24 protein-coding genes are annotated in these 24,734 nt (G+C 67.8%); 15 read left to right on the top strand and 9 right to left on the bottom strand.

All coding sequences use genetic code 11. The features are described 5' to 3' along the window. Positions 1-115: 115 nt before the first annotated feature. Together ACIBH2_RS29275 and ACIBH2_RS29280 are read left to right on the top strand one after the other, a co-directional pair. Complete coding sequence (locus ACIBH2_RS29275; RefSeq protein WP_397123289.1) at positions 116-643, top strand: peptidase; 528 nt, start codon at positions 116-118, stop codon at positions 641-643. 292 nt (positions 644-935) lie between these two features. Beyond that, positions 936-1,667, top strand: a complete 732-nt coding sequence (locus ACIBH2_RS29280) for a TMEM165/GDT1 family protein (protein WP_397123291.1) — start codon at positions 936-938, stop codon at positions 1,665-1,667. On the opposite strand, the gene ACIBH2_RS29285 is transcribed toward ACIBH2_RS29280, so the two are convergent. Together ACIBH2_RS29285 and ACIBH2_RS29290 are read right to left on the bottom strand one after the other, a co-directional pair. Further along, a complete protein-coding gene (locus ACIBH2_RS29285; protein ID WP_397123293.1) occupies positions 1,605-2,255 on the bottom strand; it encodes a TetR/AcrR family transcriptional regulator in 651 nt (216 codons plus the stop codon). The two genes, ACIBH2_RS29280 and ACIBH2_RS29285, sit on opposite strands and share 63 nt — an antisense overlap. Positions 2,256-2,271: 16 nt before the next feature. Continuing rightward, complete coding sequence (locus ACIBH2_RS29290) at positions 2,272-3,177, bottom strand: SDR family NAD(P)-dependent oxidoreductase (RefSeq protein WP_397123295.1); 906 nt, start codon at positions 3,175-3,177, stop codon at positions 2,272-2,274. A gap of 256 nt (positions 3,178-3,433) precedes the next feature. Here ACIBH2_RS29290 and ACIBH2_RS29295 point away from each other — a divergent pair, with 256 nt between their 5' ends. Then, positions 3,434-4,201: an SDR family NAD(P)-dependent oxidoreductase gene (locus tag ACIBH2_RS29295; protein WP_397123297.1), complete on the top strand. Its 768-nt coding sequence runs from the start codon at positions 3,434-3,436 to the stop codon at positions 4,199-4,201. A gap of 103 nt (positions 4,202-4,304) precedes the next feature. On the opposite strand, the gene ACIBH2_RS29300 is transcribed toward ACIBH2_RS29295, so the two are convergent. The 3 genes from ACIBH2_RS29300 to ACIBH2_RS29310 all read right to left on the bottom strand — a co-directional run bounded on the left by ACIBH2_RS29300 (position 4,305) and on the right by ACIBH2_RS29310 (position 8,524). Beyond that, positions 4,305-4,505 carry a cold-shock protein gene (locus ACIBH2_RS29300; protein ID WP_397123299.1) on the bottom strand — a complete coding sequence of 67 codons (201 nt, stop codon included), beginning with the start codon at positions 4,503-4,505 and terminating at the stop codon, positions 4,305-4,307. A gap of 297 nt (positions 4,506-4,802) precedes the next feature. Further along, positions 4,803-6,767, bottom strand: a complete 1,965-nt coding sequence (htpG, locus tag ACIBH2_RS29305) for a molecular chaperone HtpG (RefSeq protein WP_397123301.1) — start codon at positions 6,765-6,767, stop codon at positions 4,803-4,805. Continuing rightward, entirely contained in the window at positions 6,764-8,524 is a 1,761-nt protein-coding gene (locus ACIBH2_RS29310; RefSeq protein ID WP_397123303.1) for a TM0106 family RecB-like putative nuclease, read from the bottom strand. The genes htpG and ACIBH2_RS29310 overlap by 4 nt, the downstream gene beginning before the upstream one ends. 256 nt (positions 8,525-8,780) lie before the next feature. On the opposite strand from ACIBH2_RS29310, the gene ACIBH2_RS29315 reads away from it, so the two are divergent. From ACIBH2_RS29315 to rraA, 7 genes are all read left to right on the top strand, one after another. Continuing rightward, the gene (locus ACIBH2_RS29315; RefSeq protein ID WP_397123305.1) at positions 8,781-9,419 is read left to right on the top strand and encodes a DUF6474 family protein; all 639 of its coding nucleotides are present in this window, start codon (positions 8,781-8,783) and stop codon (positions 9,417-9,419) included. Between the two features lie 210 nt (positions 9,420-9,629). Beyond that, a complete protein-coding gene (locus ACIBH2_RS29320; protein ID WP_397123307.1) occupies positions 9,630-10,238 on the top strand; it encodes a hypothetical protein in 609 nt (202 codons plus the stop codon). Positions 10,239-10,284: 46 nt separating this feature from the next. Beyond that, positions 10,285-10,938 (top strand): YcnI family protein, encoded by a 654-nt coding sequence (locus tag ACIBH2_RS29325; RefSeq protein ID WP_397123309.1) that lies wholly within the window; start codon positions 10,285-10,287, stop codon positions 10,936-10,938. After that, positions 10,935-11,471 (top strand): copper resistance protein CopC, encoded by a 537-nt coding sequence (locus ACIBH2_RS29330; protein ID WP_397123311.1) that lies wholly within the window; start codon positions 10,935-10,937, stop codon positions 11,469-11,471. Before ACIBH2_RS29325 ends, ACIBH2_RS29330 begins: the two co-directional genes overlap by 4 nt. Continuing rightward, complete coding sequence (locus ACIBH2_RS29335) at positions 11,468-12,421, top strand: CopD family protein (protein WP_397123313.1); 954 nt, start codon at positions 11,468-11,470, stop codon at positions 12,419-12,421. The genes ACIBH2_RS29330 and ACIBH2_RS29335 overlap by 4 nt, the downstream gene beginning before the upstream one ends. A gap of 59 nt (positions 12,422-12,480) precedes the next feature. Next, positions 12,481-12,942 (top strand): SRPBCC family protein, encoded by a 462-nt coding sequence (locus ACIBH2_RS29340; protein ID WP_397123315.1) that lies wholly within the window; start codon positions 12,481-12,483, stop codon positions 12,940-12,942. A 101-nt stretch (positions 12,943-13,043) separates the two neighbouring features. Then, positions 13,044-13,532: a ribonuclease E activity regulator RraA gene (gene rraA, locus ACIBH2_RS29345; RefSeq protein ID WP_397123317.1), complete on the top strand. Its 489-nt coding sequence runs from the start codon at positions 13,044-13,046 to the stop codon at positions 13,530-13,532. Positions 13,533-13,575: 43 nt separating this feature from the next. Here the strand turns inward: rraA and ACIBH2_RS29350 are convergent, their stop codons facing one another. Continuing rightward, positions 13,576-13,797, bottom strand: a complete 222-nt coding sequence (locus tag ACIBH2_RS29350) for an RNA-binding S4 domain-containing protein (RefSeq protein WP_397123319.1) — start codon at positions 13,795-13,797, stop codon at positions 13,576-13,578. A gap of 107 nt (positions 13,798-13,904) precedes the next feature. On the opposite strand from ACIBH2_RS29350, the gene lysX reads away from it, so the two are divergent. From lysX to ACIBH2_RS29365, 3 genes are all read left to right on the top strand, one after another. Continuing rightward, positions 13,905-17,285 (top strand): bifunctional lysylphosphatidylglycerol synthetase/lysine--tRNA ligase LysX, encoded by a 3,381-nt coding sequence (gene lysX / locus ACIBH2_RS29355; protein WP_397123321.1) that lies wholly within the window; start codon positions 13,905-13,907, stop codon positions 17,283-17,285. A gap of 140 nt (positions 17,286-17,425) precedes the next feature. Beyond that, positions 17,426-17,647, top strand: a complete 222-nt coding sequence (locus ACIBH2_RS29360; RefSeq protein ID WP_397123323.1) for a hypothetical protein — start codon at positions 17,426-17,428, stop codon at positions 17,645-17,647. A gap of 192 nt (positions 17,648-17,839) precedes the next feature. Next, complete coding sequence (locus ACIBH2_RS29365) at positions 17,840-18,448, top strand: histidine phosphatase family protein (protein ID WP_397123325.1); 609 nt, start codon at positions 17,840-17,842, stop codon at positions 18,446-18,448. Positions 18,449-18,512: 64 nt separating this feature from the next. On the opposite strand, the gene ACIBH2_RS29370 is transcribed toward ACIBH2_RS29365, so the two are convergent. Further along, a complete protein-coding gene (locus tag ACIBH2_RS29370) occupies positions 18,513-19,409 on the bottom strand; it encodes a cutinase family protein (RefSeq protein ID WP_397123327.1) in 897 nt (298 codons plus the stop codon). A gap of 299 nt (positions 19,410-19,708) precedes the next feature. Here ACIBH2_RS29370 and ACIBH2_RS29375 point away from each other — a divergent pair, with 299 nt between their 5' ends. Continuing rightward, positions 19,709-21,274 (top strand): esterase-like activity of phytase family protein, encoded by a 1,566-nt coding sequence (locus ACIBH2_RS29375; RefSeq protein WP_397123329.1) that lies wholly within the window; start codon positions 19,709-19,711, stop codon positions 21,272-21,274. On the opposite strand, the gene ACIBH2_RS29380 is transcribed toward ACIBH2_RS29375, so the two are convergent. After that, the gene (locus tag ACIBH2_RS29380; protein ID WP_397123331.1) at positions 21,271-21,786 is read right to left on the bottom strand and encodes a DUF1707 and DUF4190 domain-containing protein; all 516 of its coding nucleotides are present in this window, start codon (positions 21,784-21,786) and stop codon (positions 21,271-21,273) included. The two genes, ACIBH2_RS29375 and ACIBH2_RS29380, sit on opposite strands and share 4 nt — an antisense overlap. Before the next feature lie 194 nt (positions 21,787-21,980). Between ACIBH2_RS29380 and ACIBH2_RS29385 the strand changes: the two genes are divergently transcribed. Further along, the gene (locus tag ACIBH2_RS29385) at positions 21,981-23,144 is read left to right on the top strand and encodes an MFS transporter (protein WP_397123333.1); all 1,164 of its coding nucleotides are present in this window, start codon (positions 21,981-21,983) and stop codon (positions 23,142-23,144) included. Positions 23,145-23,208: 64 nt separating this feature from the next. Here the strand turns inward: ACIBH2_RS29385 and ACIBH2_RS29390 are convergent, their stop codons facing one another. Then, positions 23,209-24,678 carry a glutamate synthase subunit beta gene (locus tag ACIBH2_RS29390; protein ID WP_397123335.1) on the bottom strand — a complete coding sequence of 490 codons (1,470 nt, stop codon included), beginning with the start codon at positions 24,676-24,678 and terminating at the stop codon, positions 23,209-23,211. Positions 24,679-24,734: the final 56 nt, after the last annotated feature.

The raw sequence follows: 24,734 nt of genomic DNA on the forward strand, positions 1-24,734 counted from the left end.
GGTTTGCTAGCAGTCTCTGGTACTTGTGTGCCAGTTCATTTTCCGTGCAACCTGGGTATCCCTACTGGTAGGACGGGCGACGCCGCCCCGATTTCGACATCTCGGGAGGGCACAGATGAACACGAACGACCACATCGGCGTCACGCCGTTCCAGGCGCGCGGATCGCTGCGCGGATTTCTGATCTCGGGACGATGGCCCGATTCCACCAAGGAGTGGGCACAACTGCTGGTCCTGGCGGTGCGAGTGGCCAGTCTGCCGGGATTGCTGCCCACCTCGACGGTGTTCGGAACGCGTGACGACCTGCCCGACGATCCGGAGCCGGGCACCGTGGGCCTGGTGCTGGCGGAGGGGCCGGTGATGGGCGAGGAGGCGTTGCAGCCCGGGCGGTTTGCCAGCCATATGCCATCGGCGTTGATCATGCTGCATCCGCCGCGCGAGACCCGGCCTTCGCTGCCGGAGATCTCGAATGCCGCCTCCGGGTGCGTGCTGCTGCCCGGCGTACCGCATCTGGGCCTGGAACACCGCGCGGCCTGGGTGGAGACCGACGGCGACGGGGTGGTGACCTCCATGATCTCGCGGGTGGGCGTCGATCCGATCAGCGATCCCGACACCGCGGTTCTGGCTATGCTGCTGGCCGCGTGAGGGTACCCGAAACCATCGGGGCGGGCTCCCAAACTTATTGTGCGCATTGCGATTTCGGTCATGCCGGGTTGGCGACGTCCGGTTTGCCGGGGTAGAGTGGCGGCCAGCGAAGGGGAGTAGCCCCCAATCGCGCAGTCGACATACTGGTCCCGTCGCGGATCCGGCTGCGTGAACCGAGACCGCTCGGTGGGCGAGACCTTCGGCCAGACAACCGATCCGAATTACCGGTGCGGTGTCGGCTGAAGGCAGATCCGTTCAGTCGACAGGCCGGAGCCCTGGGAGCCTGAACGAAATGATCACCACCGTGTTGCTGAGTTTCGGCGCACTCTTTCTCGCCGAGCTCGGCGACAAATCGCAACTCATGGCGCTGACCTTCGCGCTGCGCTACCGCTGGTGGGTGGTGCTCGGCGCGATCGCGACGGCCAGCGTGGCGGTGAACCTCATCGCGGTGGGCGTCGGCCACTTCCTCGGCGCGGCCCTGCCGACCGAGCTGATCTCGCTGTTCGCCGCCGCCACGCTCATTCTGGTCGGACTGTGGACCCTGCGCGAGGTGCTGCCCGGACGCGCCGCCGCCGAAGACTCCGAAGAGATCCCGGCGCAGCCCACCTCGCGGTCGGCCTTCCTGGTCGTGCTCTCGGCCTTCACCCTCGCCGAACTCGGCGACCGCACCATGTTCGCGACCATGGCGCTGGCCTCCAACAAGGGCTGGCTGGCGGTGTGGATCGGCTCCGTGGCCGGAATGGTGGCGGCCGGTGCGCTGGCCATCGCGGTGGGAGTGACTGTCGGCAAGCACATTCCGGAGCGCGCCATCGCCGTGTGCTCCGGACTGCTGTTCCTCTATTTCGGCGCGTTGACGCTGTTGGGAACCGTGACGCACTTGGGCAGTGCGGCAGTCGCTGTCGCGGCGGCCGGGCTGCCGGTGCTGGCCGGAATCGCGCTGATCGCGCTGCGCCGCCGGGCTTCAGCGACCGGAGGACTCCGGGCTGCCGAAGAGATCCCCGCTGCGGCCGACCAGGTCCAGTAGCGGATCACGCAATTCCCGCAGGCCCGCGATATCGTCGGCGGCTATGCGGGCGGTGACCATGGCGCTCAGCGCGGCCACCAGGGTCTGGCAGGCGAAGCGCTGGGAATCGGTTTCCGCGCCGAGGATATCGCCGACTATCGCGACGAAGGTGTCCTGCAGCGTGGTGCGCCGGGTGATGGCCTCGTTCCCCGCGGCGTAGACCTCCACCAGGAACAGCCGCGCGAAGGCGGGGTGCGCGGCCAGTCCGTCGAGGTAGGCGGTGAGCACGCGTTCGATGCGTTGGCGCGGGGTTTCGTCCTCGGGCGCTTGGCCGGTGACCTCCAGCAGACCCGTGAGCAGCAGCTCCACCGCGCGTTCGTAGGCCGCCTCGAAGCAGTCCTCCTTGGAGCGGAACTGCTCGTAGAAGGTTTCCCGGGACACTCCCGCGCGTTTGATGATGGAGGCGACGGGCGTTCCCACATAACCGTTTTCGGCCATGGCCTCGGCCATGGCGAGCAGGATGCGGTCGCGTTGCGCGCGGACCACCGTCTCCCGGGGCAGGCCGTGGCGGCCACGGGGCAGGCGGGCGGTGACTGCCGAGTCGGTCATGCGGGCTCCGTCGCTGTCAGGCGGGTCGTCTCAGTTTGCGCGGGCGGGCGGGCTGGTCGGTCGTGTAGGGGACGGCCTCGTCGCGGGCGATCGCCACGCCGGAACCGACGCCGCCGCGCAGCGCCATGTCCACGGCCCATTGGCCGACGCCGCGGAACCACACCACCACACCCACCCAATAGGGTGACACCACCCGGCGCGACCGGCGCGCGAGGGCTCGTTCCATACCGTCGATGGCCGGGCCGAGCGGGGCCACGCCGGAGACCGAGGACCGGCCGAGGATGGCGCGGGCGGCCTCGGTGCCGAAGCCGGTGCTGGTCATATCGGTGTCGAGTTCGGCGAAATAGGCGATGCCGACGCGGGCTCCGGTGTGCCGCAATTCGATTCGCAGGGTGTGGCCCAGCGATTCGACGGCGGCCTTGGACGCGCTGTACGCCCCGGCCAGGGGTAGGTGGATGGCGGCGGCCAGCGAGGTCACCAAGAGCACATACCCGTCCGGATGGCTGATATGCGGACCGGCGGCGCGCAGCGTGTAGTACACGCCGAGGACATTGACCGTGAGGGTCTCCTCGAGGACCGAGGGATCACCGCCGATGAGAGGAAGCTGTTTGGCGATACCGGCATTCGCGACCACGGCGTCGAGGCCGCCGAGTTCGCCCACCAGCGATTCGACCACCCGCTCCACCTGGGTCGGATCGCCGATATCGCAGTACCGCCACGGTGCGTCCCCGCAGTCGGCCGCCACCTCGGCCAACATCTCCTGCTCGATCCCGAGCAGTGCCACCCGCGCTCCCCGCGCGTGCAGCTGCCGAGCCAGGGCCGCCCCGATGCCGCGCGCCGCGCCCGTCACCAGAATCCGGCGACCTTCGACCGAGGGAGACGGGCCGAAGGGACGACGCCACCGGGCCGCACGCGACTTCATGCAGTGACGGTACCACTCAACGAACATCAGTGTTCGCAAACAGTTCGGTCTTCTTGCTGTGCGAAGTGTTCGGTCCGCCAAACCCGCTGGGGGGCTGGGGACGAAGCTCCGGAGAGCCCCCGGAAATCGCGCCGTCCAGTCCGCCCGGGATGTCCGGTACACCCGACCCGACGCAGCCGCGCCGAGGCACCCCGTTATCGTGCTATTGACGGAAGGCCAGCGAGAGGCCGTCCAACGTTGGAGAGGACCAATCACCGTGGAGATTTCGGGCTCCGCCGCCATTGTCACCGGAGGTGCGTCCGGCCTGGGCGCAGCGACCGCCAAGCGCTTCGCCGACCTGGGCGCCACCGTGTTCGGACTCGACCTGGCGCAGTCGATCGAGCGCGCCGGTGACAGCGTCCCCGCCGGTGTCACCCTGATCCCGACCGATGTCACCAGCGGTGACGAGGTGGCCGCCGCGGTCGCCCAGGTCGTGGAATCCGGTGTGCCGCTGCGTACCGTCGTGAACTGCGCCGGTGTGGGCTGGGCGGGTCGCATCCTGTCCAAGAACGGCCCGCACGATCTGGAGCTGTTCCGCACGGTCATCACCGTGAACCTGCTGGGCTCGTTCAATGTCATGCGCCTGGCCGCCGACGCCATCGCCAAGACCGACCCGGTCGACGAGTACGGCCAGCGCGGCGTGGTCATCAACACCGCCTCCGTCGCCGCGTTCGAGGGCCAGATCGGCCAGATCGCCTACTCCGCCTCCAAGGGCGGCGTCGCCGGTATGACCATCCCGGCCGCGCGCGACCTGGCGCAGTTCGGCATTCGCGTGAACACCATCGCCCCCGGCATCATCGACACCCCGATGCTCGCCGGTGTCACCGAGGAGTACCGCAAGGGCCTCGAGGCGGGCGTGCCCTTCCCGTCCCGCCTGGGCCGCCCGGACGAGTACGCGCAGCTGGCGCAGTACATCGCCGAGCACGACTACCTCAACGGCGAGACCATCCGCATGGACGGCGCGCTGCGCATGGCCCCGCGCTGACGCTGAGCGTCGTGGGCTGACACCCCGCTCGAAACAACAAGGCCCGCACCGGTTTCCGGTGCGGGCCTTGCTCGTCTATCAAGTTATGAGAGCAAGCCTTATCTCAGTGCTTGCGGACCGAGGAGGCCTGCGGGCCCTTCTTGCCCTGGGTGATCTCGAAGCTGACCTGCTGGCCCTCTTCCAGACCGCGGTAGCCGGTGCCCTCGATCTCCGAGTAGTGGACGAACACGTCGGCCCCACCCTCGTGCGAGATGAAGCCGTAGCCCTTCTCCGCGTTGAACCACTTCACGGTTCCCTGAACCATATGTCTTCTCCTGACAGGGTTTTGCTGCGGCCGACGTGGTCACGACGACCGGGTCGATCAGACGGCGACTTGCTACTTGCCCTGCAAGAGAAGCGACGCCCGCACAATATTCCGCGCGAGCATGTAATACACGTACACGAAAAACAACGACCAAGAAGTACAACGTACGCCCGGCACACGGGTTCCCGGAATCACGACAACGTAACGAGTGTCACAATCGTGACCTTCGACACATAACAGACCAGTGATCTTGTTTCCGTGCGGGAGCGCCGTTTCCGACGCTCCCGCACGGCGCGATCACAGGGTGCGGGTCAGGCGCTCCGCCAGGATGCGCGCGAACTGCGCCGGATCCTTCAGCTCGCCGCCCTCGGCGAGAACCGCTGTGCCATAGAGCAATTCGGCGGTCTCGGTGAGATCCGAACTCTCCTCCGGCTTGCGCTGGGCGTACGCGTCACGCAACCCGGTGACCAGCGGATGCGTCGGGTTCAGCTCCAGAATCCGCTTGGTGTGCGGCAATTCCTGCCCGGAGGCGCGGTACATGCGCTCGAGCATCGGGGTGAAATCGTAGACATCGCCCACGATGCAGGCGGGCGAGGTGGTGAGCCGGTTGGTCAGGCGCACCTCCTTGACCTCCGCGTCCAGGGTCTCCTGCAGGAACTTCAGGACGTCGGCGAAATCCTTGTCCTGCTGCTCACGCAGCTGCTCGGAGGCCTTCTTCTCGTCCTCGGTCTCCAGGTCGATCTCGCCCTTGGCGATGGACTGGAACGGCTTGCCCTCGAACTCCGGCACCGCGCCGACCCACATCTCGTCGACCGGATCGGTGAGCACCAGCACCTCGATGCCCTTGGCCTTGAACGCCTCGATGTGCGGGGAGTTCTCGATCTGCTGGCGGGTTTCGCCGGTCAGGTAGTAGATCGCCTCCTGGCCGTCCTTCATGCGCTCCACGTACTCGGCCAGCGAGGTGAGCTCGGTCTCCGAGTGAGTGGAGGCGAAAGACGCGACACCCAGGATGGTTTCGCGATTGTCCTGGTCGGAGAGCAGACCCTCCTTGAGGACCCGGCCGAATTCCTTCCAGAAGGTGTCGTACTTGGTCGTGTCCCCATCCTCGGACGACGCGGCGGTCTTCATGTCCTTGACCGTGGACAGCACCTTCTTCACCAGGCGCTTGCGAATCGCGCGGATCTGCCGGTCCTGCTGCAGGATCTCGCGAGACACGTTGAGCGAGAGGTCCTGCGCGTCCACCACGCCCTTGACGAAGCGCAGATACTCCGGCATCAGCTCTTCGCAGTTGTCCATGATGAACACCCGGCGCACGTACAGCTGCACGCCGCGCTTGTGCTCACGGGTGAACAGGTCGAACGGCGCGTGCGACGGAACGAACAGCAGCGCTTGGTATTCGAAGGTGCCCTCGGCCTTCATCGGGATGATCTCGAGCGGATCGTCCCAGGCGTGCGCGACGTGCTTGTAGAACTCCTTGTACTCCTCGTCGGAGACCTCGCTCTTGGGGCGGGTCCACAGCGCCTTCTGGGAGTTCAGGGTCTGGGTCTCGGTGAGTTCCTTCTCGGTCTTCTCCTCGCCCTCGCCCTCCATGACGGTGCGCGTCACGTCCATGCGGATGGGCCAGGCGATGAAATCCGAGTACTTCTTGACGATTTCGCGGAGCTTCCACTCCTGCGTGTAGTCGAAGAGGTGGTCGTCCTCGTCGGCGGGCTTGAGGTGCAGCGTCACCGCGGTGCCCTGCGGCGCCTCGGCGAGCTCCTCGATGGTGTAGGTCGAGCTGCCCGCGGCGGATTCCCACCGGGTGCCCGTGGTCTCGCCCGCCTTGCGGGTGGTGAGCGCGACCTTGTCGGCCACCATGAAGGTCGAGTAGAAGCCGATGCCGAACTGGCCGATCAGCTCCTCGGCCTCGGTCTGCGACTTCTTGGCCTCCAGCAGCTGCTTGCGCAGCTCCGCGGTGCCGGACTTGGCGAGCGTGCCGATGAGGTCCACCACCTCGGCGCGCGACATGCCGATGCCGTTGTCGCGGACGGTCAGTACCCGGTTGTCTCGGTCCACCTCGAGCTCGATGTGCAGATCGGATGTGTCGGCATCCAGATCCTTGTCCCGGAACGACTCCAGCCGCAGCTTGTCGAGGGCGTCGGAGGCATTCGAGATCAGTTCCCGCAGGAAGGTGTCCTTGTTCGAATAGACCGAGTGGATCATCAGCTCCAGGAGCTGATGGGTCTCGGCCTGGAACTCCAATTGTTCGACGTGATCGGTCACGACGTGATGGTACGACGGGCGAAATCGGCGATGGAGGGAACCTCGGCATCGGCCCGGTCGGTCATCCAGTCGCGCAGCGCCTTGGTGGCGAGCACATCGTCCTCGTTGTACTCGAGGATGCGGGTGCGCTGGCTGAGGTCGGGTTCGCCCTCGTAGCCGACGGCCAGCCGGTACCAGCTCATGGACGCCTCTCCCCCGGCCTCCGGATCACGCCAGTGGAAGCCCGCGACGGGGGCGATCTTCTTGAGGCCCTTGCCGTTCGGGCAGATGAACTGCTCGGAGACGGCCTGGAACATGTCCACCCACTGCGGGCCGTCGACGAAGTGCTGGATCTGCTTCTCGGTCGGCACGCCCGGCTGACCGGCGAAGCGGCGGGCCGACTCGTAGAGCCACTTGTCCTCGGCGGTGCGGGAATAGCAGTATGCGGCAAAGGTTTTGCCATTGGCCTTGGCCTCGGCGCGAATCCGCATGAGCCAGGTCCAGAATTCGGCGAAGGAGCGGCCCTCGTCGGGGGTGGGCAGCGGGTCCCAGGTGACGAAGGGGCGGTACACGCCGTCGAGGAGGGTGCCCCACAGGTACGCGCCGTGCTCCTGGAAACTCTCCAGGTCGACGTCCACCTCGACATCGGCCCGCTTGACCCACACCTTGTCGACGCGACGCACCAAGGGCGCGTTGGTGGCCCAGGCGCGGGCGGTGACGACCGCCTCGGTGAAGGGTTCGTACTGCCAGTCGTCGGGATCATCGCCGGACCATCCGGCCAGGTCGTCGATGGTTTCCACGCCGTGGCGGCGGAGCACGTCGGCCCGCGAGCCGGGGGCGACGAGGCTGACGTCGCGGTGCTGGATCAGCCACTTCTCACAGCCGCCGTCGAGCGGATCGAGCGGGCCTTCCTTGTCCGCGGCGGCGGGGGCGGTGCGGGTCCACCAGGGGCACTGGCGGCATTCGGGGACCTTGGACGGAATGGTGGGCAGCTCGTCGCGCACCACCGCGATGCGCTCGGCATAGCGAATGTCGTAGTCGTCGAGGACGGTGGTGAGGTCGTGCACCAGAATGCGGTCGAAGTGATAGCCGATGGCGCCGCCCACGACCGCCGGGCTGGCGTAGCCGTGGTGCTGCAACATGCGGAACAGGTGCGCGAGGCGCTGTTGGTCGCGCTGCTGTGGCCGGGTGCGAACGTGCTTGTCCGGCTGCGGATTCCACTCGTACAGGCCGGTGGTCATCGGGTGGTAGTCGGCCGGGTCGGGCTGGCGCGGGTCGGTGACCTTGTGGTTCACCACGATCACCGGGATGTAGCCGCCGCGGTCGTCGTCGCGCCACAGGATCTCGCAGCCGCCGCGGCGGCCGGTCTCGGGCTCCTGCGGCAGCAGTGCGCCCCAAATGCGTTCCACGCCTTCGGCACACGCGCGCATGGTGAGCTCGGCGCGTTGCGCGGCGGTGAGATTCGGGTCGATCACCACCCATTTGTGCGGCGCGGCCTCGACGAGCGTGTCGCGCACCGATTCCCGATGGGCCTGTGCCGCTTCCCGTCTCTGCTTCACCCCGGAGTCCTCGGCCACCCCGGCCAGGACGCCCGGATGCACCGCGTCCAGGTGCAGTCGATGCCGACACCCGATCAACGCCCGCGCGTCGACAAAGGCGGCTCGCGCCCCGGATTCACGCGGCGAATCGGGCGTTACGGACGCCGCGTCGGCAGGCCGCCGACCGTCGGCAATGCCGTGATTGTCGCGACCCGCTCGGTCGCCGATGCCCGAATACACGCATAGCAGTATGGCGTGAACCCCCGACACCCTCCGCCCCCCGCCCCCTGCCGCCGCGCCGGAGAGCCTCGGCCCGAGCGCGGAATTTCGGCCTCGACCCGGCGCGCCGATCCGCCCCGGCGGGACGGAAAAGGCACAGCGTTCACCCTCGCCCTTCCCGACCCGCTACTGTGAGCGGCAAACTGTGTGACATGGGCGGACAGGCATTCCCCCGGCCCTGTGCTGCCATGGCGAACCAGCATGACGGAGGCCATCTATGGGGTTGTTCACCAAGCGCAAGAAGCGGGTCAGCCGCCGAGCCGAGGCGAAGGCCCTCAAGCACAAGGCCGGTATCGAGGCCAAGCTGAGCGCGCGCAACGAACGCAAGAAGCACCGGGCCGAGGCCAAGACCCAGGCCAAGGTCGCCAAGGCACAGATCGCGGCGCTGCAGGCCGAGGAGAAGGCGGCGCTGAAGGTCGCCGAGCGGGCCGAGCGCGAACTGTTCAGCGCGGCGCAGGTGCGCAAGTACCTCGGCGTGGCGCGGATTCTGATTCCGGTGCTCGCGCCGCTGGCCTACCGGGGCGCGACCCTGGTGCGCGGGCAGCTCGACAACCGCCGTGCGGCACAGCTGGGTATCGGCATCGATCAGCTGAGCGAATTCTCCGGTCCCGGAGCCAAATTGCAGGCGCGCATCGCCAATGTCGAGACCACGCTGGGCGAGCTGGAGCAGAAGCACTCCGACACCGACACCAAGCAGTTCGCGACCACCACCCGCGACCGCCTGGACTCGCTCACCGCCGCCACCCGCACCGCCGCCCAGATGCCCGTGCAGCGCCGCCGCGCGGTGCACGCCTCCATCTCCAACGAGCTCTCCGGCATCGAGTCGGATGTGCTCGCACGCCTCGGCGTGCGCTGACCCGGCCCAGGAATGCGCCACCGTGGACGCGCCGACCGCCGAGGCACCAGCCCCGGCGGCCAGCTCCGGCCACGTGTGGACCAGCCACTGACGAATGCCGCGCACAACCGGCATCACGCGGTGCGCTGCTCGCCATTGGCGCGCCGCTCAGGCGGCGGGGCCGTCTCACCACGACCACAACCCGTCCGCAGTGAGGCGCACGATCTCGCGGTGCGCACGCACCCTGGATATTTGGGTGCGCTGTCGGCTGGAAGCACCCGAACGTACGGGGTCGGCGCGGAACGCGGCGAAACGTATTGGCTGCGAGGGGGTCTCGTAGGGCTCGCCGTGGCCGCGCTGGCGGTGGCCGCGCACGGTGCGGCGGGTGGGGATACGCCCGGATCGAATGGGCTTGCGCTGCTGCTGTTGATCGCGGGCGCGGTCGGCGCGCTGGCCTCGGTGGGGCCGGTGCGGTCGCGGTGGGCCGTGGCCGGGTGGCTGGTGGGCGGGCAGCTCGGGTGTCATACCGCGCTATCGCTGTTCAGCGGCCACGGACACGGTTCGGGGGCAGGGGTTTCGGGGAGCGGTGCGGCTGCCGTTCTGCCCGATCGGCTCATGGTCGTCGCGCACGCGGTGGCCGCGATCCTGTGCGCGGTACTGATTCTCGCCGCGGAGCGGCTGTACGGGCTTGTCTCGCAGGCGATTCGGGTGGCGGTGACGCGGCCCGCGCCGGTTCCGTCGCGGCGCGGCGCGTTGCGGTGGGTTCGCGCGGCGGGGCACATTCGCCACCTTCTCGAGCTGGGCGCTGTCGGGCCGCGCGCCCCACCGGTTGCGGGCTGAACCACACATTCACCCCGAACCCTCTGCCAGAGAAGGTCTTTCACTCATGCACACCTCCTTCAAGCGTGCGCTCGGCACAGCCGCCGTGGCCGCGAGCCTCACGCTGCTGAGCGCGGGCACCGCCCTCGCCCACGTCACCGTGGACGCCCCGGGCGCCACGCAGGGCGGCTACACCGTCGCCACCTTCAAGGTGCCGACCGAATCGGATACCGCCTCCACCACCAAACTCACCGTCGCGCTGCCCAATGTGAAGAGCGCGCGGACCGAGCCCATGGCGGGCTGGTCGGCCAAGGTCGACCGCAACGACAAGGGCGAGGCCACCTCGGTCACCTGGACCGCGGAGCCGGGCAATCCGGGTGTCGGCCCGGGCCAGTTCCAGCGGTTCGTGGTGTCGCTGGGCAAGCTGCCCGAGCAGGAGACCGTGAGTTTCGCGGCGGCGCAGACCTACAGCGACGGCAAGGTCGTCGAGTGGAATCAGCCGGAGAACGCCGACGGCAGCGAACCGGAGCATCCCGCGCCGTCGCTGACCCTGGGCGCGAGCAAGGACGGCGAGGACGGCCACCGGGTCGACAATGCCGCCGCCGAGAGCGACGACGCCACCGACACCACCGCCCGCTGGCTCGGCGGCATCGGCCTGGCGCTGGGCGCGTTGGGCGCGGCCCTGGGTCTGGGCGCGGTGATTCGGAGCCGCCGCTCATGATGCGTCGAGTACTCGCCGGTGTGGTCACCGGACTGTTGGTGGGCGGTATGGCTCTGCTGGGAACCGGTGTGGCGAACGCGCATTCGTCGGTGGTCGCCAGCGATCCGGCCGCGGGCGCGCGGCTGGCGCAGGGCCCGGCCAGGGCGACCGTCACCTTCAACGAGGATTTGCAGACCAGCTACCCGTCCATGACCGTCACCGGTCCGGACGGCAACCTCTGGTCGAAGGGCGAGCCGACCGTGGAGGGCCGCACCATCAGCATCGCCCTGGGCGAGCTGGGGCCGGTCGGCGAGTACAAGATCGCCTACCGGGTCACCTCGGCCGACGGCCACCCGGTCAGCGGCAAGATCAACTTCGAACTCACCGAGCAGGGCAACGGCACGCCCGGGCCGAAGGCCAATGCCAAGGCCGAATCCGGTGACGAAAGCGATGGCGGCGTCCCGCTGTGGGTGTTCATAGCGGGCGCGGTGGTGCTGTTCGGCGGTGGTCTCGCCTTCGCACTGCTGGGCGGACGGGGCACGAAGCGTTCGTGAGCCGGTCCGACCGCACCGATCGCCGAGGGGAGGCGACCGGCGGCACGCGTAGATGGCTGCTGCTGGTCGCACCCGCGGCCCTGATCGGGGCCCTGCTCGCCTGGATGCTGGCCGCCAGCGATCCGGTGCAGCCGGAGGCCCCGGTCCGCGCCCTCGCGGATCTGGCGGGCGCGGCGGTGCTGGGCCTGGCCGCGCTGCCCCGCCTGCACGACCGCGTGGAGACCAGTTGGCGCACGCTGACCGTCGTCGCCGGATGCTGGGTGGCAATGGAATTCGCCATGCTGGTCCTGGAAGCCACCGAGGTGCTCGGTGTTTCGACCGGCGAACTCGCGGCAGGGCAGTTCGCCGACTACCTCGTGGAGGTGAGCGGCGGGCAGATCGGTATCGCGATTCTGCTCGGCAGCGGCGCGGTGGCCGCCTACAGCGCCTTCGGTTTTCGGCTGCCGGATCGGGCCACCCCGGACCTGGTGTTGGTCTTCGCGGCGGTGACCCTCGCGCTGCGGCCGATCACCGGGCACATGTCGCAGCAGCTGTTCGGGTCGGTGCTGGGCGCGATCCACGCGCTCGCCGCGTCGGCCTGGCTCGGTCTGTTGCTCGCCCTGGCTCTCGTGGTGCGCACGCGCGGCGAGTGGGCGGTGCTGCTCCCCCGGTATTCGGCCTGGGCGCTGCCCTTGGCGGCGGTGGTGGCGGCGACGGGAATCATCGACGGATTGGTGCGCATCGGCGGTGTGACACCGTTGATCACGACCGGCTACGGCCGAATCCTCTTGGCCAAGACGGTATTTCTCGCGGCCCTGCTCGGTTTGGGGTGGTGGTGGCGCACCCGGTGGGTGCCCATTGCCCGCGATCACCGTATGAACGCCGAATCCTCGTTGCGCCGAGCCGTTCTGGAGACGGTGGCGATGGCGGTGGTCTTCGGATTGGCTGCTACGCTCGCGGTCACGGCCTGAATTTCGGTGTGGCCACAGCCACCCTGCGTGCAAAACTAGAACACGTTACAGTCGTGCGCATGACCGAAGTCAAGATCGTCGCCGAGTGCGCCGCCTCCGCCGAATCCGCGTTCGCCTATGTGAACGACTACCGCAATCTCCCGAAATTCATCAATGAGATCAGCGCGTTCACACCGCTCACCGAACAGACCGAGGGCGTCGGCGCGACTTTCGACGGCACCATTCAACTCGGGCCCGTCACCTTGCACTCCACCATCGAAATCGTGCGCCACGAACAGAATTTCGCCATCGGCGTGAAATCCATCAAGGGCTTCGAGATCGAATCGACGTTCCTGTTCCACGCCAAGGGCGACAATGCCAGCACCATCGACGCCATTGTCGAGTACCGGGTGCCGGGCGGCCTCGCGGGCAAGGTGCTCGGCAAGACCATCGAGCCGTTCGTGAAATTGGCCGTGAAGGCCTCCACGCACAATCTGACCACCCAGATCGCCGCCTTCCACCAGGCCGAAGCCAACGCCTGACCGGCGCGCCGGACGGTCGCCGACGACGCCGACCCCGGTCTGCCCCGCGCTATCGCGGGGCCGAGAAATACTCATCGGTAACCAAGGGGGAAGATAGCCCCGTGACCGATTCAGCAAATGTTGTCGCCACTGCCGACCTGGCCGATGAGATCGGCCCCGAAATCCGCAGCTGCGATACCCAGTTCATTCAGTTCGGCGGGCGCGAGGCCTTCGCCGGGCGCATCGTCACCATCCGCTGCTTCCAGGACAATCTGCTGGTGAAGCAGACGCTCGGCGAACCGGGCGAGGGCCGGGTACTGGTCGTCGACGGCGGCGCGAGCGTGCACACCGCACTCGTCGGCGACATCATCGCGGGCCGCGGCGTGGACAACGGCTGGGCCGGTGTCATCGTCAATGGCGCGGTGCGCGACTCCGCGATTCTGCGGACCCTCGACATCGGCATCAAGGCGCTGGGCACGAATCCGCGCAAGAGCACTCAGACCGGCTCCGGGGACAAGGATGTTCCGGTCGAATTCGGCGGCGTCACCTTCGTTCCGGGCGACATGCTCTACAGCGACCACGATGGTGTCGTGGTGCGCGCCGAGAGCTAGGCCGCGCCGCCGCCGTGGCGGCCCGCGACGACGGGTGGGCGGCTCAGCCGCTGGTGACCCGGGCCTTGTGTCCGGCGAGAGTGACCACGTCACCGGCGGATAGCTGCCGCCCGCGCCGCAGCTCCACTTCGTCGTTCACCCGCACCAGCCCTTCGGCGATAACCGTCTTGGCTTCCGAACCTGAATCGATGAGGTTCGCCAACTTCAGGAATTGGCCGAGTCGAATGACATCGTCCGCGATCGGCACATCGACTGGATCCGACATGGGGTACATCCTCACCCGCCGACCCCCCGGTTCCAAATTCGCCCGCCGCGAGACACGGTTGGCCGTCCTTCTCCACAGGAGTGCCTCACACAGGACACACTGGTGCGGTGACTTCGACGCAGGACCGGCAGTACCAGGACACCGAGCAGAGATCCCAGGCGCGGTCGCCGGAGGTTCCGCATCGCGGACACGGACGTTTCGGTGAAGTACCGCATTTCGCCGGGCTCGTCCTCGGCGTGTTCGCCGCGTGCTGTGCGCTCTGGAGCATCTCGCCCGGACTGCGCTATGTGACCTCCGGACTGCGTCACTACGTCGACAACTACTACTTCGACGCGCCCGACACCTCGTTCGTGTGGGCGCTCATGGTCGGTCTGCTCGCGGGCGCGACGGCCAGCCGCAAACGCATAGCCTGGTGGGTGCTGGTCGGATACATGGCGCTTTACGCCGTGGCCAATTGGCTCGACTTCGCCGGGGAACGCGACTACCACGCGCTCGTGGCCCTCGTGGTGCATCTCGCGGTGATCGGCGTTCTCATCGCCGCCTGGCCGGAGTTCTACACGCAGGTGCGGCGCGGGGCGGCGTGGAAGGCCCTGGGGGTATTGGCCGGAGGGCTCGTCGTCGGCTGCCTCGTCGGCTGGGGTCTGGTGGAGTTGTTCCCGGGCAGCCTGCCGCGCGGCGTCGAGCGGCCGCTCTGGGCGATCTCGCGCGTCACCGCCACCATTCTGGTGAGCAACGAGAATTTCGACGGACACCCGCCGCACTTCGTGAACCTGCTGCTCGGTCTGTTCGGTGCGGCGGCACTGCTGGCGGCGGCCATGGTGCTGTTCCGCTCGCAGCGCGCCTCCAACGCGCTCACCGGACTCGACGAATCCGCGCTGCGCGGACTGCTCGAGCGCGCCGATGTGGACGATTCGCTCGGCTACTTCGCCACCCGGCGCGACAAGGCGGTGGTGTTCGCGCCCAGCGGCAAAGCGGCGCTGACCTATCGCGTGGAACTGGGGGTGTGCCTGGCCTCCGGTGACCCCATCGGCATGCAGCAGGCCTGGCCGCACGCCATCGACGCGTGGCTGCGCATGTGCGACAAGTACGGGTGGGCACCGGCGGTCATGGGTGCCAGCGAGGCGGGCGCGACCGCGTATCGGCGGGCCGGACTCTCCGCGCTGCGCCTGGGCGACGAGGCGATTCTGGAGACCCGCGCCTTCTCGCTGGCCGGGCCGGAGATGAAGCAGGTGCGCCAGGCCGCGAACCGGTTGCGCAAACAGGGTGTGATCGTGCGGGTCCGCCGCCACGCCGAACTCACGCCCGAGGAGATGCGCGAGACCATTCGCCGCGCCGACGCCTGGCGCGATACCGAGACCGAACGCGGGTTCTCGATGGCCTTGGGCCGCTTGGGCGATCCGCTCGACGGCGACTGCCTGCTCGTCGAGGCGGTCGAGCCCGGGGAATCCTGCGCCAACCCGGGCGACGCGCCTGGCGAGGGGCGGGTGCTCGGCATGCTCTCGCTGGTGCCGTGGGGCCGCACCGGGGTGTCGCTGGATCTCATGCGACGCGATCCCAAGGGCCCCAACGGGATCATGGAATTGATGATCTCGCAGCTGGCGCTGAACTCCGAGCAGTACGGCATCACGCGAATCTCGTTGAACTTCGCGGTGTTCCGCGCGGTGTTCGAGGAGGGCGGGCGCATCGGCGCGGGACCGGTGCTACGGCTGTGGCGCAGTATCCTCATGTTCTTCTCGCGGTGGTGGCAGCTGGAGGCGCTGTACCGGTCGAATGTGAAGTACCAGCCCACGTGGGTGCCGAGGTTCTCGCTGTTCGAGGATCGGCGGCAGCTGCCCCGGGTCGCGCTTGCCAGCGCGCTCGCCGAGGGCTTCCTGCCGCGCATCGGCAAGACCACCGACGCCTCCGCGCACACCGGTTCGGTCTCCTCGGTGCCCGACACCCTGACCGGATTGCACGCCGACGGCAGCGCGCCGGAACTCCCCGCCGAGGATGCCGCCGACCAGGGGCCGCGCCGACCCGAACAGGTGCGGGTGCGCATGGACAAGCTCGCGCGATTGGAGGCGCGCGGCGTCGAGGCCTATCCGGTGGCCTATCCGCCGACCCATACGATCGCCGCCGCGCGCCGCTCGCCGCAGGGCACCACGGTGCGAGTGTGCGGGCGGCTCTTGCGGATTCGCGATTACGGCGGCGTGTGCTTCGCGCTGCTGCGGGACTGGTCCGGGGAGATCCAGCTGATGATCGACCGGGGGCGGGTCGGGGCGAAACGCTCGGCCGAATTCGACGAGTTCTTCGATCTGGGCGATCTCATCGAGGTGAGCGGTCAGATCGGCACCAGCCGCCGCGGTGAGCTGTCGCTGCTCGCGCAGGACTGGCGGATGCTCGGCAAGTGCCTGCATCCACTGCCCGACAAGTGGAAGGGCCTGGCCGATCCGGAAGCGCGGGTGCGGCAGCGGTACGTGGACATGGCCATCAACACCGAGGCGCGGGAGCTGCTGACCAAGCGCAGCGCCGTGGTGCGGTCGCTGCGCGACACCTTGAACGGCTGGGGGTTCCTGGAGGTGGAAACCCCGGTGCTGCAACAGGTCCACGGCGGCGCGAACGCCACGCCGTTCACCACCCACATCAATGCCTACGACCTGGATCTGTACCTGCGCATCGCGCCGGAGCTGTATCTCAAGCGGTTGTGCGTGGGCGGTATGGAGAAGGTGTTCGAGCTCGGGCGGGTGTTCCGCAACGAGGGGGTGGACTACAGCCACAACCCCGAGTTCACGGTGCTGGAAGCCTATGAGGCGCACAGTGATTACGAGCGCATGATGCATGCCTGCCGACAGCTCATCCAGGAGGCGGCGGTGGCGGCCAACGGTCGGATGGTGGCGCTGCGGCCCGGGCCGGACGGGACGCTCGTCGAGGTGGACATCTCCGGGGAGTGGACGGTCAAGACCGTGCACGGCTCCATCTCCGCGGCGCTCGGCGAAACCGTCACGCCCGAGACGGATGTGGAGCGGCTGCGGGTGCTGTGCGACAAGGTCGGGGTGCCTTACCAATTGGGTTGGGACGAAGGGCAGATCGTGCTCGAGATGTACGAGCATCTGGTGGAGTGCAAGACCGAGGAGCCCACCTTCTACATCGATTTTCCGACCTCGGTCTCACCGCTCACGCGGGCGCACCGGCATGTGCGCGGGGTCACCGAGCGCTGGGATCTGGTGGCATGGGGCGTCGAATTGGGTACTGCCTACAGTGAATTGACCGATCCGATCGAACAGCGCAAGCGCTTGACCGAGCAGTCCATGCTGGCGGCGGGCGGTGATCCGGAGGCCATGGAATTGGATGAGGACTTCCTGCAGGCGCTCGAACACGCCATGCCGCCGACCGGTGGGCTCGGGATCGGAGTGGACCGCGTGGTCATGTTGCTGACCGGCCGCAGTATTCGTGAAACACTGCCGTTCCCTCTGGTGAAACCGCGCACCGCACAGGGGGATTCACGCTAGGAACGGCGGGCGCGCCACGCCCGACCCGACCGGCGCGCCCGCCCTGACCTGCTCGTATTAACACGAATCCACACGTCCACGACTACCCTTGATGATCGGCCCCTGTCGCTGGGCCGCAGTTCGAGAGATGGGGTTTCGCTATGTATTACCTGGATCTGATGACCCAAGCCAATCTGCTCGACCACCAGGTGTGGACGAATCCGGACACCTGGACCTCCGCACTGGAGTACCAGGCCGCGAAGAAGAAAAAGAGCAAGAACACCGGCCTGATCTTCGGCGCCATCTGCTGCATCGGACTGGTGGTGCTGATCCTCGGCATCGTCTACCTCATCACCAACCGCAAGAAGAAGAACCAGGGCTAGCACCGCGACCCCGCCCGCCGCGCGTTGGGCGGCGGGCGCTGGGTGGGAGCCACCGGGCGGTCCCGCTGGCCCGGCAGGCACCGAGCGGCGAGGGCTGGGCGGAAAGCACCGAGCGCTGGGCACGCGGCAGGTGGCAAGCGGCTGACCAAGCCCGATCCGCCGCGGCGACCGCGGGTGCGGCAGAGTGGGGGCGTGCAGTTGATCCTCGTCCGCCATGCCCAGCCGCAGCGCATTCACGGTACCGACGCTCCGGCCGATCCCGACCTCACCGAGATCGGCGTGCAGCAGGCCGAGCGCGTACCGGGTGTGCTCGCCCCGCACCGCATCTCACGGGTGGTGAGCAGCCCGCAGCGGCGAGCGCGCGAGACGGCGCGCCCGACGGCCGAGAAGCTGGGCCTGCCGGTCGACATCCTGGACGGTCTGGCCGAATACGACCGCGACCTCCCCGTCTACATCCCCATCGAGGACGCCCAACAAGAATTCCAAGCCGTCTACGACCGCATCAAGTCCGGGTACATCCCCGAGCAGATCGACAGCGACGCCTTCAAATCCCGCGTCTTCGCCGCCATCGACAGCCTCGTCGCCACCGCCGACCCCGCCGAGACGGTGGTCGCCTTCGCCCACGGCGGCGTCATCAACGTCCTCCTCCAAGACGTCCTGAACCTCGAACGCCCCCTCACCTTCCCCATCGACTACTGCTCGGTCACCCGAATCCTCTACTCCCGCACCGGCCGCCGCACCGCCGCCACCATCAACGAGAACAGTCACGTCTGGGACCTCCTCCCCCGCAACCTCCGCTGACCGCGAATAACGACGAGGGCCGCTCCCGTCAGGGAGCGGCCCTCGAGACCAAAGAGTCCTTATCTCAGGCCATTCCGGCGATCCAGTTGTGCATCCAGGTGATGGCGGTTTGGCCGCCGCCTACCGGGTAGCTGCCGTACATCTGGTGGGTGCCGGAGCCGTAGAACTGCTCCAACTGCTTGGCGCGCTGCTGGTTGGCGTCGTCGCTGAGCTGGGCTTGGAGGGTGGGCAGGCCGCCCTGGGACATGAGGTCGGTCATGATGGCGCCCAACTCCAGCTGGTACTTCCAGAGGCTGGTGGGGTTGGGGTTGGAGGACTGGGCGAGGAAGCCCGCGAAGCGGGTGACGAAATCGTTCTCCTCGGTGGAGCAGTACAGGTCGCCGATGGCGCAGATGGTGCGCACCCGGTCGGCGATCCAACCGAATCCGCCGACGCGCGGCCCGCCCGCACCCGCGCCCGGGGCCGCCGGACCGACCTGCGTATCGGTGACCGAACGCCGAGGATCGGAGATGAGCCCGACGCCCGCGATGCGCTCCGGCGCGACCGGCCCGGAACCACTGCCGATCTCGGCCGCCAGATCACCGGCGGCGTCCGCGCCCTGGCTGTAGCCGACCAGCGCGATCTTGGTCGCCCCGCAACTGGCCGCCATGGCGCTCACCAGATCACGGGCGCTGTCGGTGGCCTCCTTCTTGGAGGCGCCGTAGACATTGCCCTCCCACGGGAAGGCGGTCGCCGCATAGGTGACGTAATCCACCTCCGCGCGAAGGCCATTGGTCACACCGGTCAACATGCCGGGCTGTACGCCCTTCTCACGTCCGGTCTCCCAGGTACCGGGGATCGCGACCACATACAGACTCGGGCATCCCGGATCCGCTGCCGCAGAGCCGCTTCCGCCGAGAACAACGCCGGACAACACGCTCGCCGCTGCCCCCGCAGCGGCGACAATCTTCTTCAACCGCATCTTGCTCCAGTTCAACCCTGTGCCCGGGACGTACGATCATCCCGATTCCCGATGATGGTGCGGTCGCTCGATGACGTATCCGTGCACACCGGGTTAACGCTGGTGACCCACCCGTATGAGATCCGCGAACCCGGCCGCATCGAAGCGATCGGCGACACACCGCAGACAAGAATAAAGGGGGCTTGGCGCATGTGCCGACCAACATCGGAAATCGTCCGATTTGCGTACCCCGCGACCGGGTCGCCAAACGTTCAGGCGCACGCCATCTTCCGGTCGCTCACGACCGGTAGGCAGCCCTGGTGAGAATTCGTCGAACCGCCCGCGCCACCACGGCCGCCACCCTGCTCTGCACCCTGGCTGTCACGGCCGCCTGCTCGTCCGACGACGGCGCCGACTTCACGACCGCCAAGGATCAGCCGCTGACCATCTCCCTCGACGACCTGCTCGCCAAGGCGGGTGGCACCGCCGTGGTCGCCATCGCGAACCCCGAGCACGGCGATCTCACCCGCACCGCCGACGGCGCGCTGGTCTACACGCCCCACCCCGGATACACGGGCACCGAATCGCTGAAGGTCACCACCACCGACGCGGTTCGCCTGTACACCACCGATATTCCCGCGCTCGGCGAATTCGGCGGCGTGCCGGTACAGGGCAGCGCCTTCGGTTCGGGTTTCACCGCGGTGCCCGGTTCCAGCGACGAGTTCTATGGACTCACCGACCGCGGCCCGAATGTCGACGGCAAGGTCAAGAACGAAAAGATCGTGCCCATGCCGGAATTCGTGCCGAAGATCGCGAAATTCCGTCTGGTCGACAATCGCGCCGAACTCGTCTCCACCATCGAATTGCGCAATCGCGCGGGCGTGCCTTTCAACGGCATCGTCGATTCCGGGGCCTCCACCGGCGAGACCATGCGCGACCTGAACGGCAACACCCTGCCGCCCACCGATCACGGCCTCGATCCCGAAGGTCTGGTCGCACTGCCCGACGGCACCTTCTGGGTTTCCGACGAATACGGCCCATACCTGGTGCATTTCGATGCCGCGGGCACCGAGATCGAGCGCCTCTCCCCCGGCAACGGCCTACCCGCCGAACTGTCGCAGCGCACCCCGAACCAGGGCATGGAAGGCCTGACCGTCACCCCCGACGGCTCCACCCTGGTGGGCATGATGCAGAGCGGTCTCAAGACCCCCGGCCTCGATTCCGCGCGGTCGGTGCCCATGACCCGCATTGTCACCATCGATCTGAAATCCAAGGCGGTCCGCGAATTCGTCCATCCCCTCGAAGATCCCAAATCGCAGCTGGGCGTTTCGGAGATCACCGCGCTGAGCGATACGACTTTCCTGGTGGACGAGCGCGACGGCAAGACCGAGCCGAATGCCAACAAGAAGGTGTGGACCATCGATATCTCCGGTGCCACCGATATCGGCCCGCAGGCGAATGTGCCCGGCGCGCATTACGATCCGAAGATCGGCCTGATGATCGGCGACAAGGGCATCGAAACCCACGTCGGCGCGGTCTCCACCGCCGACGGCGTGGCCGCGCTCCAGAAGGCCGGTATCACCCCGGTCGCCAAGAAGGAGAATCTCGACCTCGCCGCGCTCGTCACGGGTTTGAACGGTGAAGGAAAGTTCTTCGGCCACGACAAGATCGAGGGCATCGCCACCACCGACGGCGGCCGCACCGTCTATATCGCCAATGACAGCGATTTCGGTCTGGACGGTATCGCCAATGATCAGCCGCCGTTCACGCTGAAGGCCAAGACGCAGCCGAACGGTCTGCAGGACACCGGCGAAATCCTGGCCGTCGATACGACCAAGCTCCCGGCACGGACCACAACCGAGACGGTCACCATCGACATCGGCTAGGTGGCCCACACGATCGCGAAGATCACCAACCACAGCACGCTCATGGCGAGACCCGCGATGGCGTATCCCCGGTCTTCGCGGTCCTCCTCCTCGAACAGCGCCGCCACGCCGAACCCCAGGCCGACTACCGCGGGAGCCCCGCACAGGAATCCGCACAGACCGAGCACGAAGGCCGAGAGCCCGAGCCGCTTGCGCCGCTGCGGTGCCGTCGGAGACAGCGGCACGGGAACGGGATACATCGTCTGTCCGTAGGGCACCGGCACCTGGGGCTGTTGGAACGGCTGCACGAACCGCTCCCCCATCGACCCCAAGGGCCGCAGCGGCGGCAGATTCTCCATGGCATTGTCGAGATCCCCGAACGTCCGCGCATTGAGCGCCAACCCTATTCGGTCCGACAGCTCGTCGGCCTTGATCCGCCCCGCCTGAAAATTCTGTTTCAACGCCTCGACCGCACGTTCCCGATCGGCATCGGCCGCAAGCGAATTGGCGTTCGGCCACCACTGCGCTTCCATGGGCATCTCCGTCGCACCCGAAGAAATCTCTGACCGAAGCGTATGCCCGTCGGCAAGGCCGGTGGGGCGAACGAGAGCATTCCCACAAGGGTTGACGCCGAGGCCTGTCCGACGGATTCACCCTCGCGGCACCCTTGAACGGTGATGGCGGAAACCCGCCGGTACCAGCAAGATCCGATTGCTGGACTGGAGCCATGTCCACCGCCCTCGACACCCCTACCGTCCACGCGCGGCCGCGCTGGCTCGCGGTCGCCGCGGTCACCCTCGGCATATTCACCATCGTCACCACGGAAATCCTGCCCATCGGCCTACTCACCTCCATCGGCGCGGATTTCGCCATTTCCGACGGAATGGCCGGACTCATGATGACCATGCCGGGCCTCGTGGCCGCGGTCGCCGCACCCGTGGTCACGGTGGCCGCGGGGCGCATCGACCGCAGACTGCTGTTGGCCGCGTGCACACTGGTGCTGCTGCTGGCTACCGTGCTCGCGGCACTCGCACCACAGTTCTGGCTGATGCTGGTCTCGCGCATCCTGCTCGGTGTCACCATCGGCGCGTACTGGTCCATTGCCGCCGGGCTCGCCGCCCGCCTGGTCCCACCGACCGCGACCGCCCGAGCCACCGGCATCATCTTCGCGGCGGTACCGCTCGGCTCGGTGCTGGGCGTCCCGGCGGGCACTTTCCTCGGCGACCTGTTCGGTTGGCGAAGCCCTTTCGTGGTACTCGCGGTGCTGTCGGCGCTGGTCCTCGCCCTATTGCTGACCACACTCCCACCGCTGCCCGCCCACGAATCGATGCGCTTCGCCTCGCTGCGCGCCGCGACCGCCCGTCCGGCGACCCGATTCGCCTTGTCGGCAACGGCTTTCCTCGTGCTCGCACACTTCGGCGCGTACACCTACGTGACGCCCTTCCTCGAAGGGGTCACCCGCGCCGACGCCCGAACCATCACCGTGCTGCTGCTGATCTACGGCGTCGCGGGCATTGCCGGGAACTTCCTCGGCAGCTTCGTGGCCGCGCGCCGACCATCCGTCGCGCTCGCCGGTGCGGCCGCGCTCATGGCCGCCGCGACCCTGGCTCTTCCGGCCCTGGGTCACTGGGAATTCGGTGCGCTCGTCCTGTTGGTCGTGTGGGGCCTCGGCTACGGCGCGGTTCCGGTCGCCACCCAAACCTGTTTCGCCAGTGCCCTTCCCGATACACCGGAGGCCGCGTCCGTCCTGTTCACGGCGTCGTTCCAGGCCACCTTCGCGGTCGGGGCGGTGCTGGGCGGCCTGCTCGTCGACCGCAGCTCACCCAGCACGGTCCTCCTGGCCGCCGGAATCGTCGCGGCACTGGTCGGTGTCGTCACCGTCCGTCGCTGACCCGAACAGCAAGACGCCCACGGACCGAAGTCCGTGGGCGTCTCGGGTTTTCCGGCTCGGCGCGTCAGCGCTGGGCGACCGCCGTCGGAACGATCGGCGACGGCAGGGCGGAATCGCCCTCCAGGTACTTGTCCACCGCGGCGGCCGCGGCGCGGCCCTCGGCGATGGCCCACACGATCAGCGACTGACCGCGGCCCATATCGCCCGCGACGAAGACGCCGGGGACGGTGGTCTGCCAGTCGTTGTCGCGCTTGACGTTTCCGCGCTGGTCGTAGCCGACGCCCAGGGCCTCGAGCAGACCGTTCTTCTGCGGTCCGACGAAGCCCATGGCCAGCAGCACCAGATCGGCCTCGAGGGTGAAATCGGTGCCCTCGACCTTCTCGAAGCGACCGTTCACCATGGTGACCTCGTGGGCCTGCAGACCGGTGACCTTGCCGTCCTCGCCGACGAAACGCTCGGTGTTCACGGAGAACACGCGCTCGCCGCCCTCCTCGTGCGCCGAGGAGACCCGGTACATGAGGGGGTAGGTCGGCCACGGGGTGGAGGTGGCGCGCTCCTCCGGCGGACGCGGCATGATCTCGAACTGGTGGACCGACTCCGCACCCTGGCGGTGCGAGGTGCCCAGGCAGTCCGCGCCGGTGTCGCCGCCGCCGATGATGACGACCTTCTTGCCGCGCGCGTTGATCGGCGGCAGGCCGTTCTCGTCGGTGATGGGATCGCCCAGCTGCACGCGGTTGGCCAGCGGCAGGAACTCCATGGCCTGGTGGATGCCGTCCAGGTCGCGACCCGGCACCGGCAGATCACGCGCGATGGTGGAGCCACCGGCCAGCACCACCGCGTCGAACTGCTCGCGCAGCTGCTCGGCGGTGATGTCCACGCCCACGTTCACACCGGTCTTGAAGATGGTGCCCTCGGCCTCCATCTGCGCGAGACGGCGGTCGATGAAGCGCTTCTCCATCTTGAATTCCGGAATGCCGTAGCGCAGCAGGCCGCCGATGCGGTCGTCGCGCTCGAAGACCGTGACGGTGTGGCCCGCGCGGGTCAGCTGCTGCGCGGCGGCCAGACCGGCCGGGCCGGAGCCGACCACGGCGATCCGCTTGCCGGTCAGCCGGGTCGGGTACACCGGGGTGACCCAGCCCTCGTCGAAGGCGTTCTCGATGATCTCGACCTCGACCTGCTTGATCGTGACCGGATCCTGGTTGATGCCGAGCACGCAGGACGCCTCGCACGGAGCCGGGCACAGGCGGCCGGTGAACTCCGGGAAGTTGTTGGTGGCGTGCAGGCGGTCGATCGATTCCCGCCAGGAACCCTTGAACACCAGGTCGTTCCACTCGGGAATCAGGTTCCCGAGCGGGCAGCCGTTGTGGCAGAAGGGGATACCGCAGTCCATGCAGCGGCTGGCCTGCTTCTGCAGGGTCTCGTGCGGGAACTTCTCCTCGTAGACCTCTTTCCAGTCCATGAGGCGCAGCGGAACCGGCCGACGCTTCGGCAGTTCGCGGGACGTGTGCTTCAGGAAGCCCTGTGCGTCACCCATTTACAGCTCCTGACAAACTTCCACGCCACGCGGCGCATCCAGCAGAACTACAGCGA

This window comes from Nocardia sp. NPDC050406 (assembly GCF_044459025.1).
Lineage (GTDB): Bacteria > Actinomycetota > Actinomycetes > Mycobacteriales > Mycobacteriaceae > Nocardia.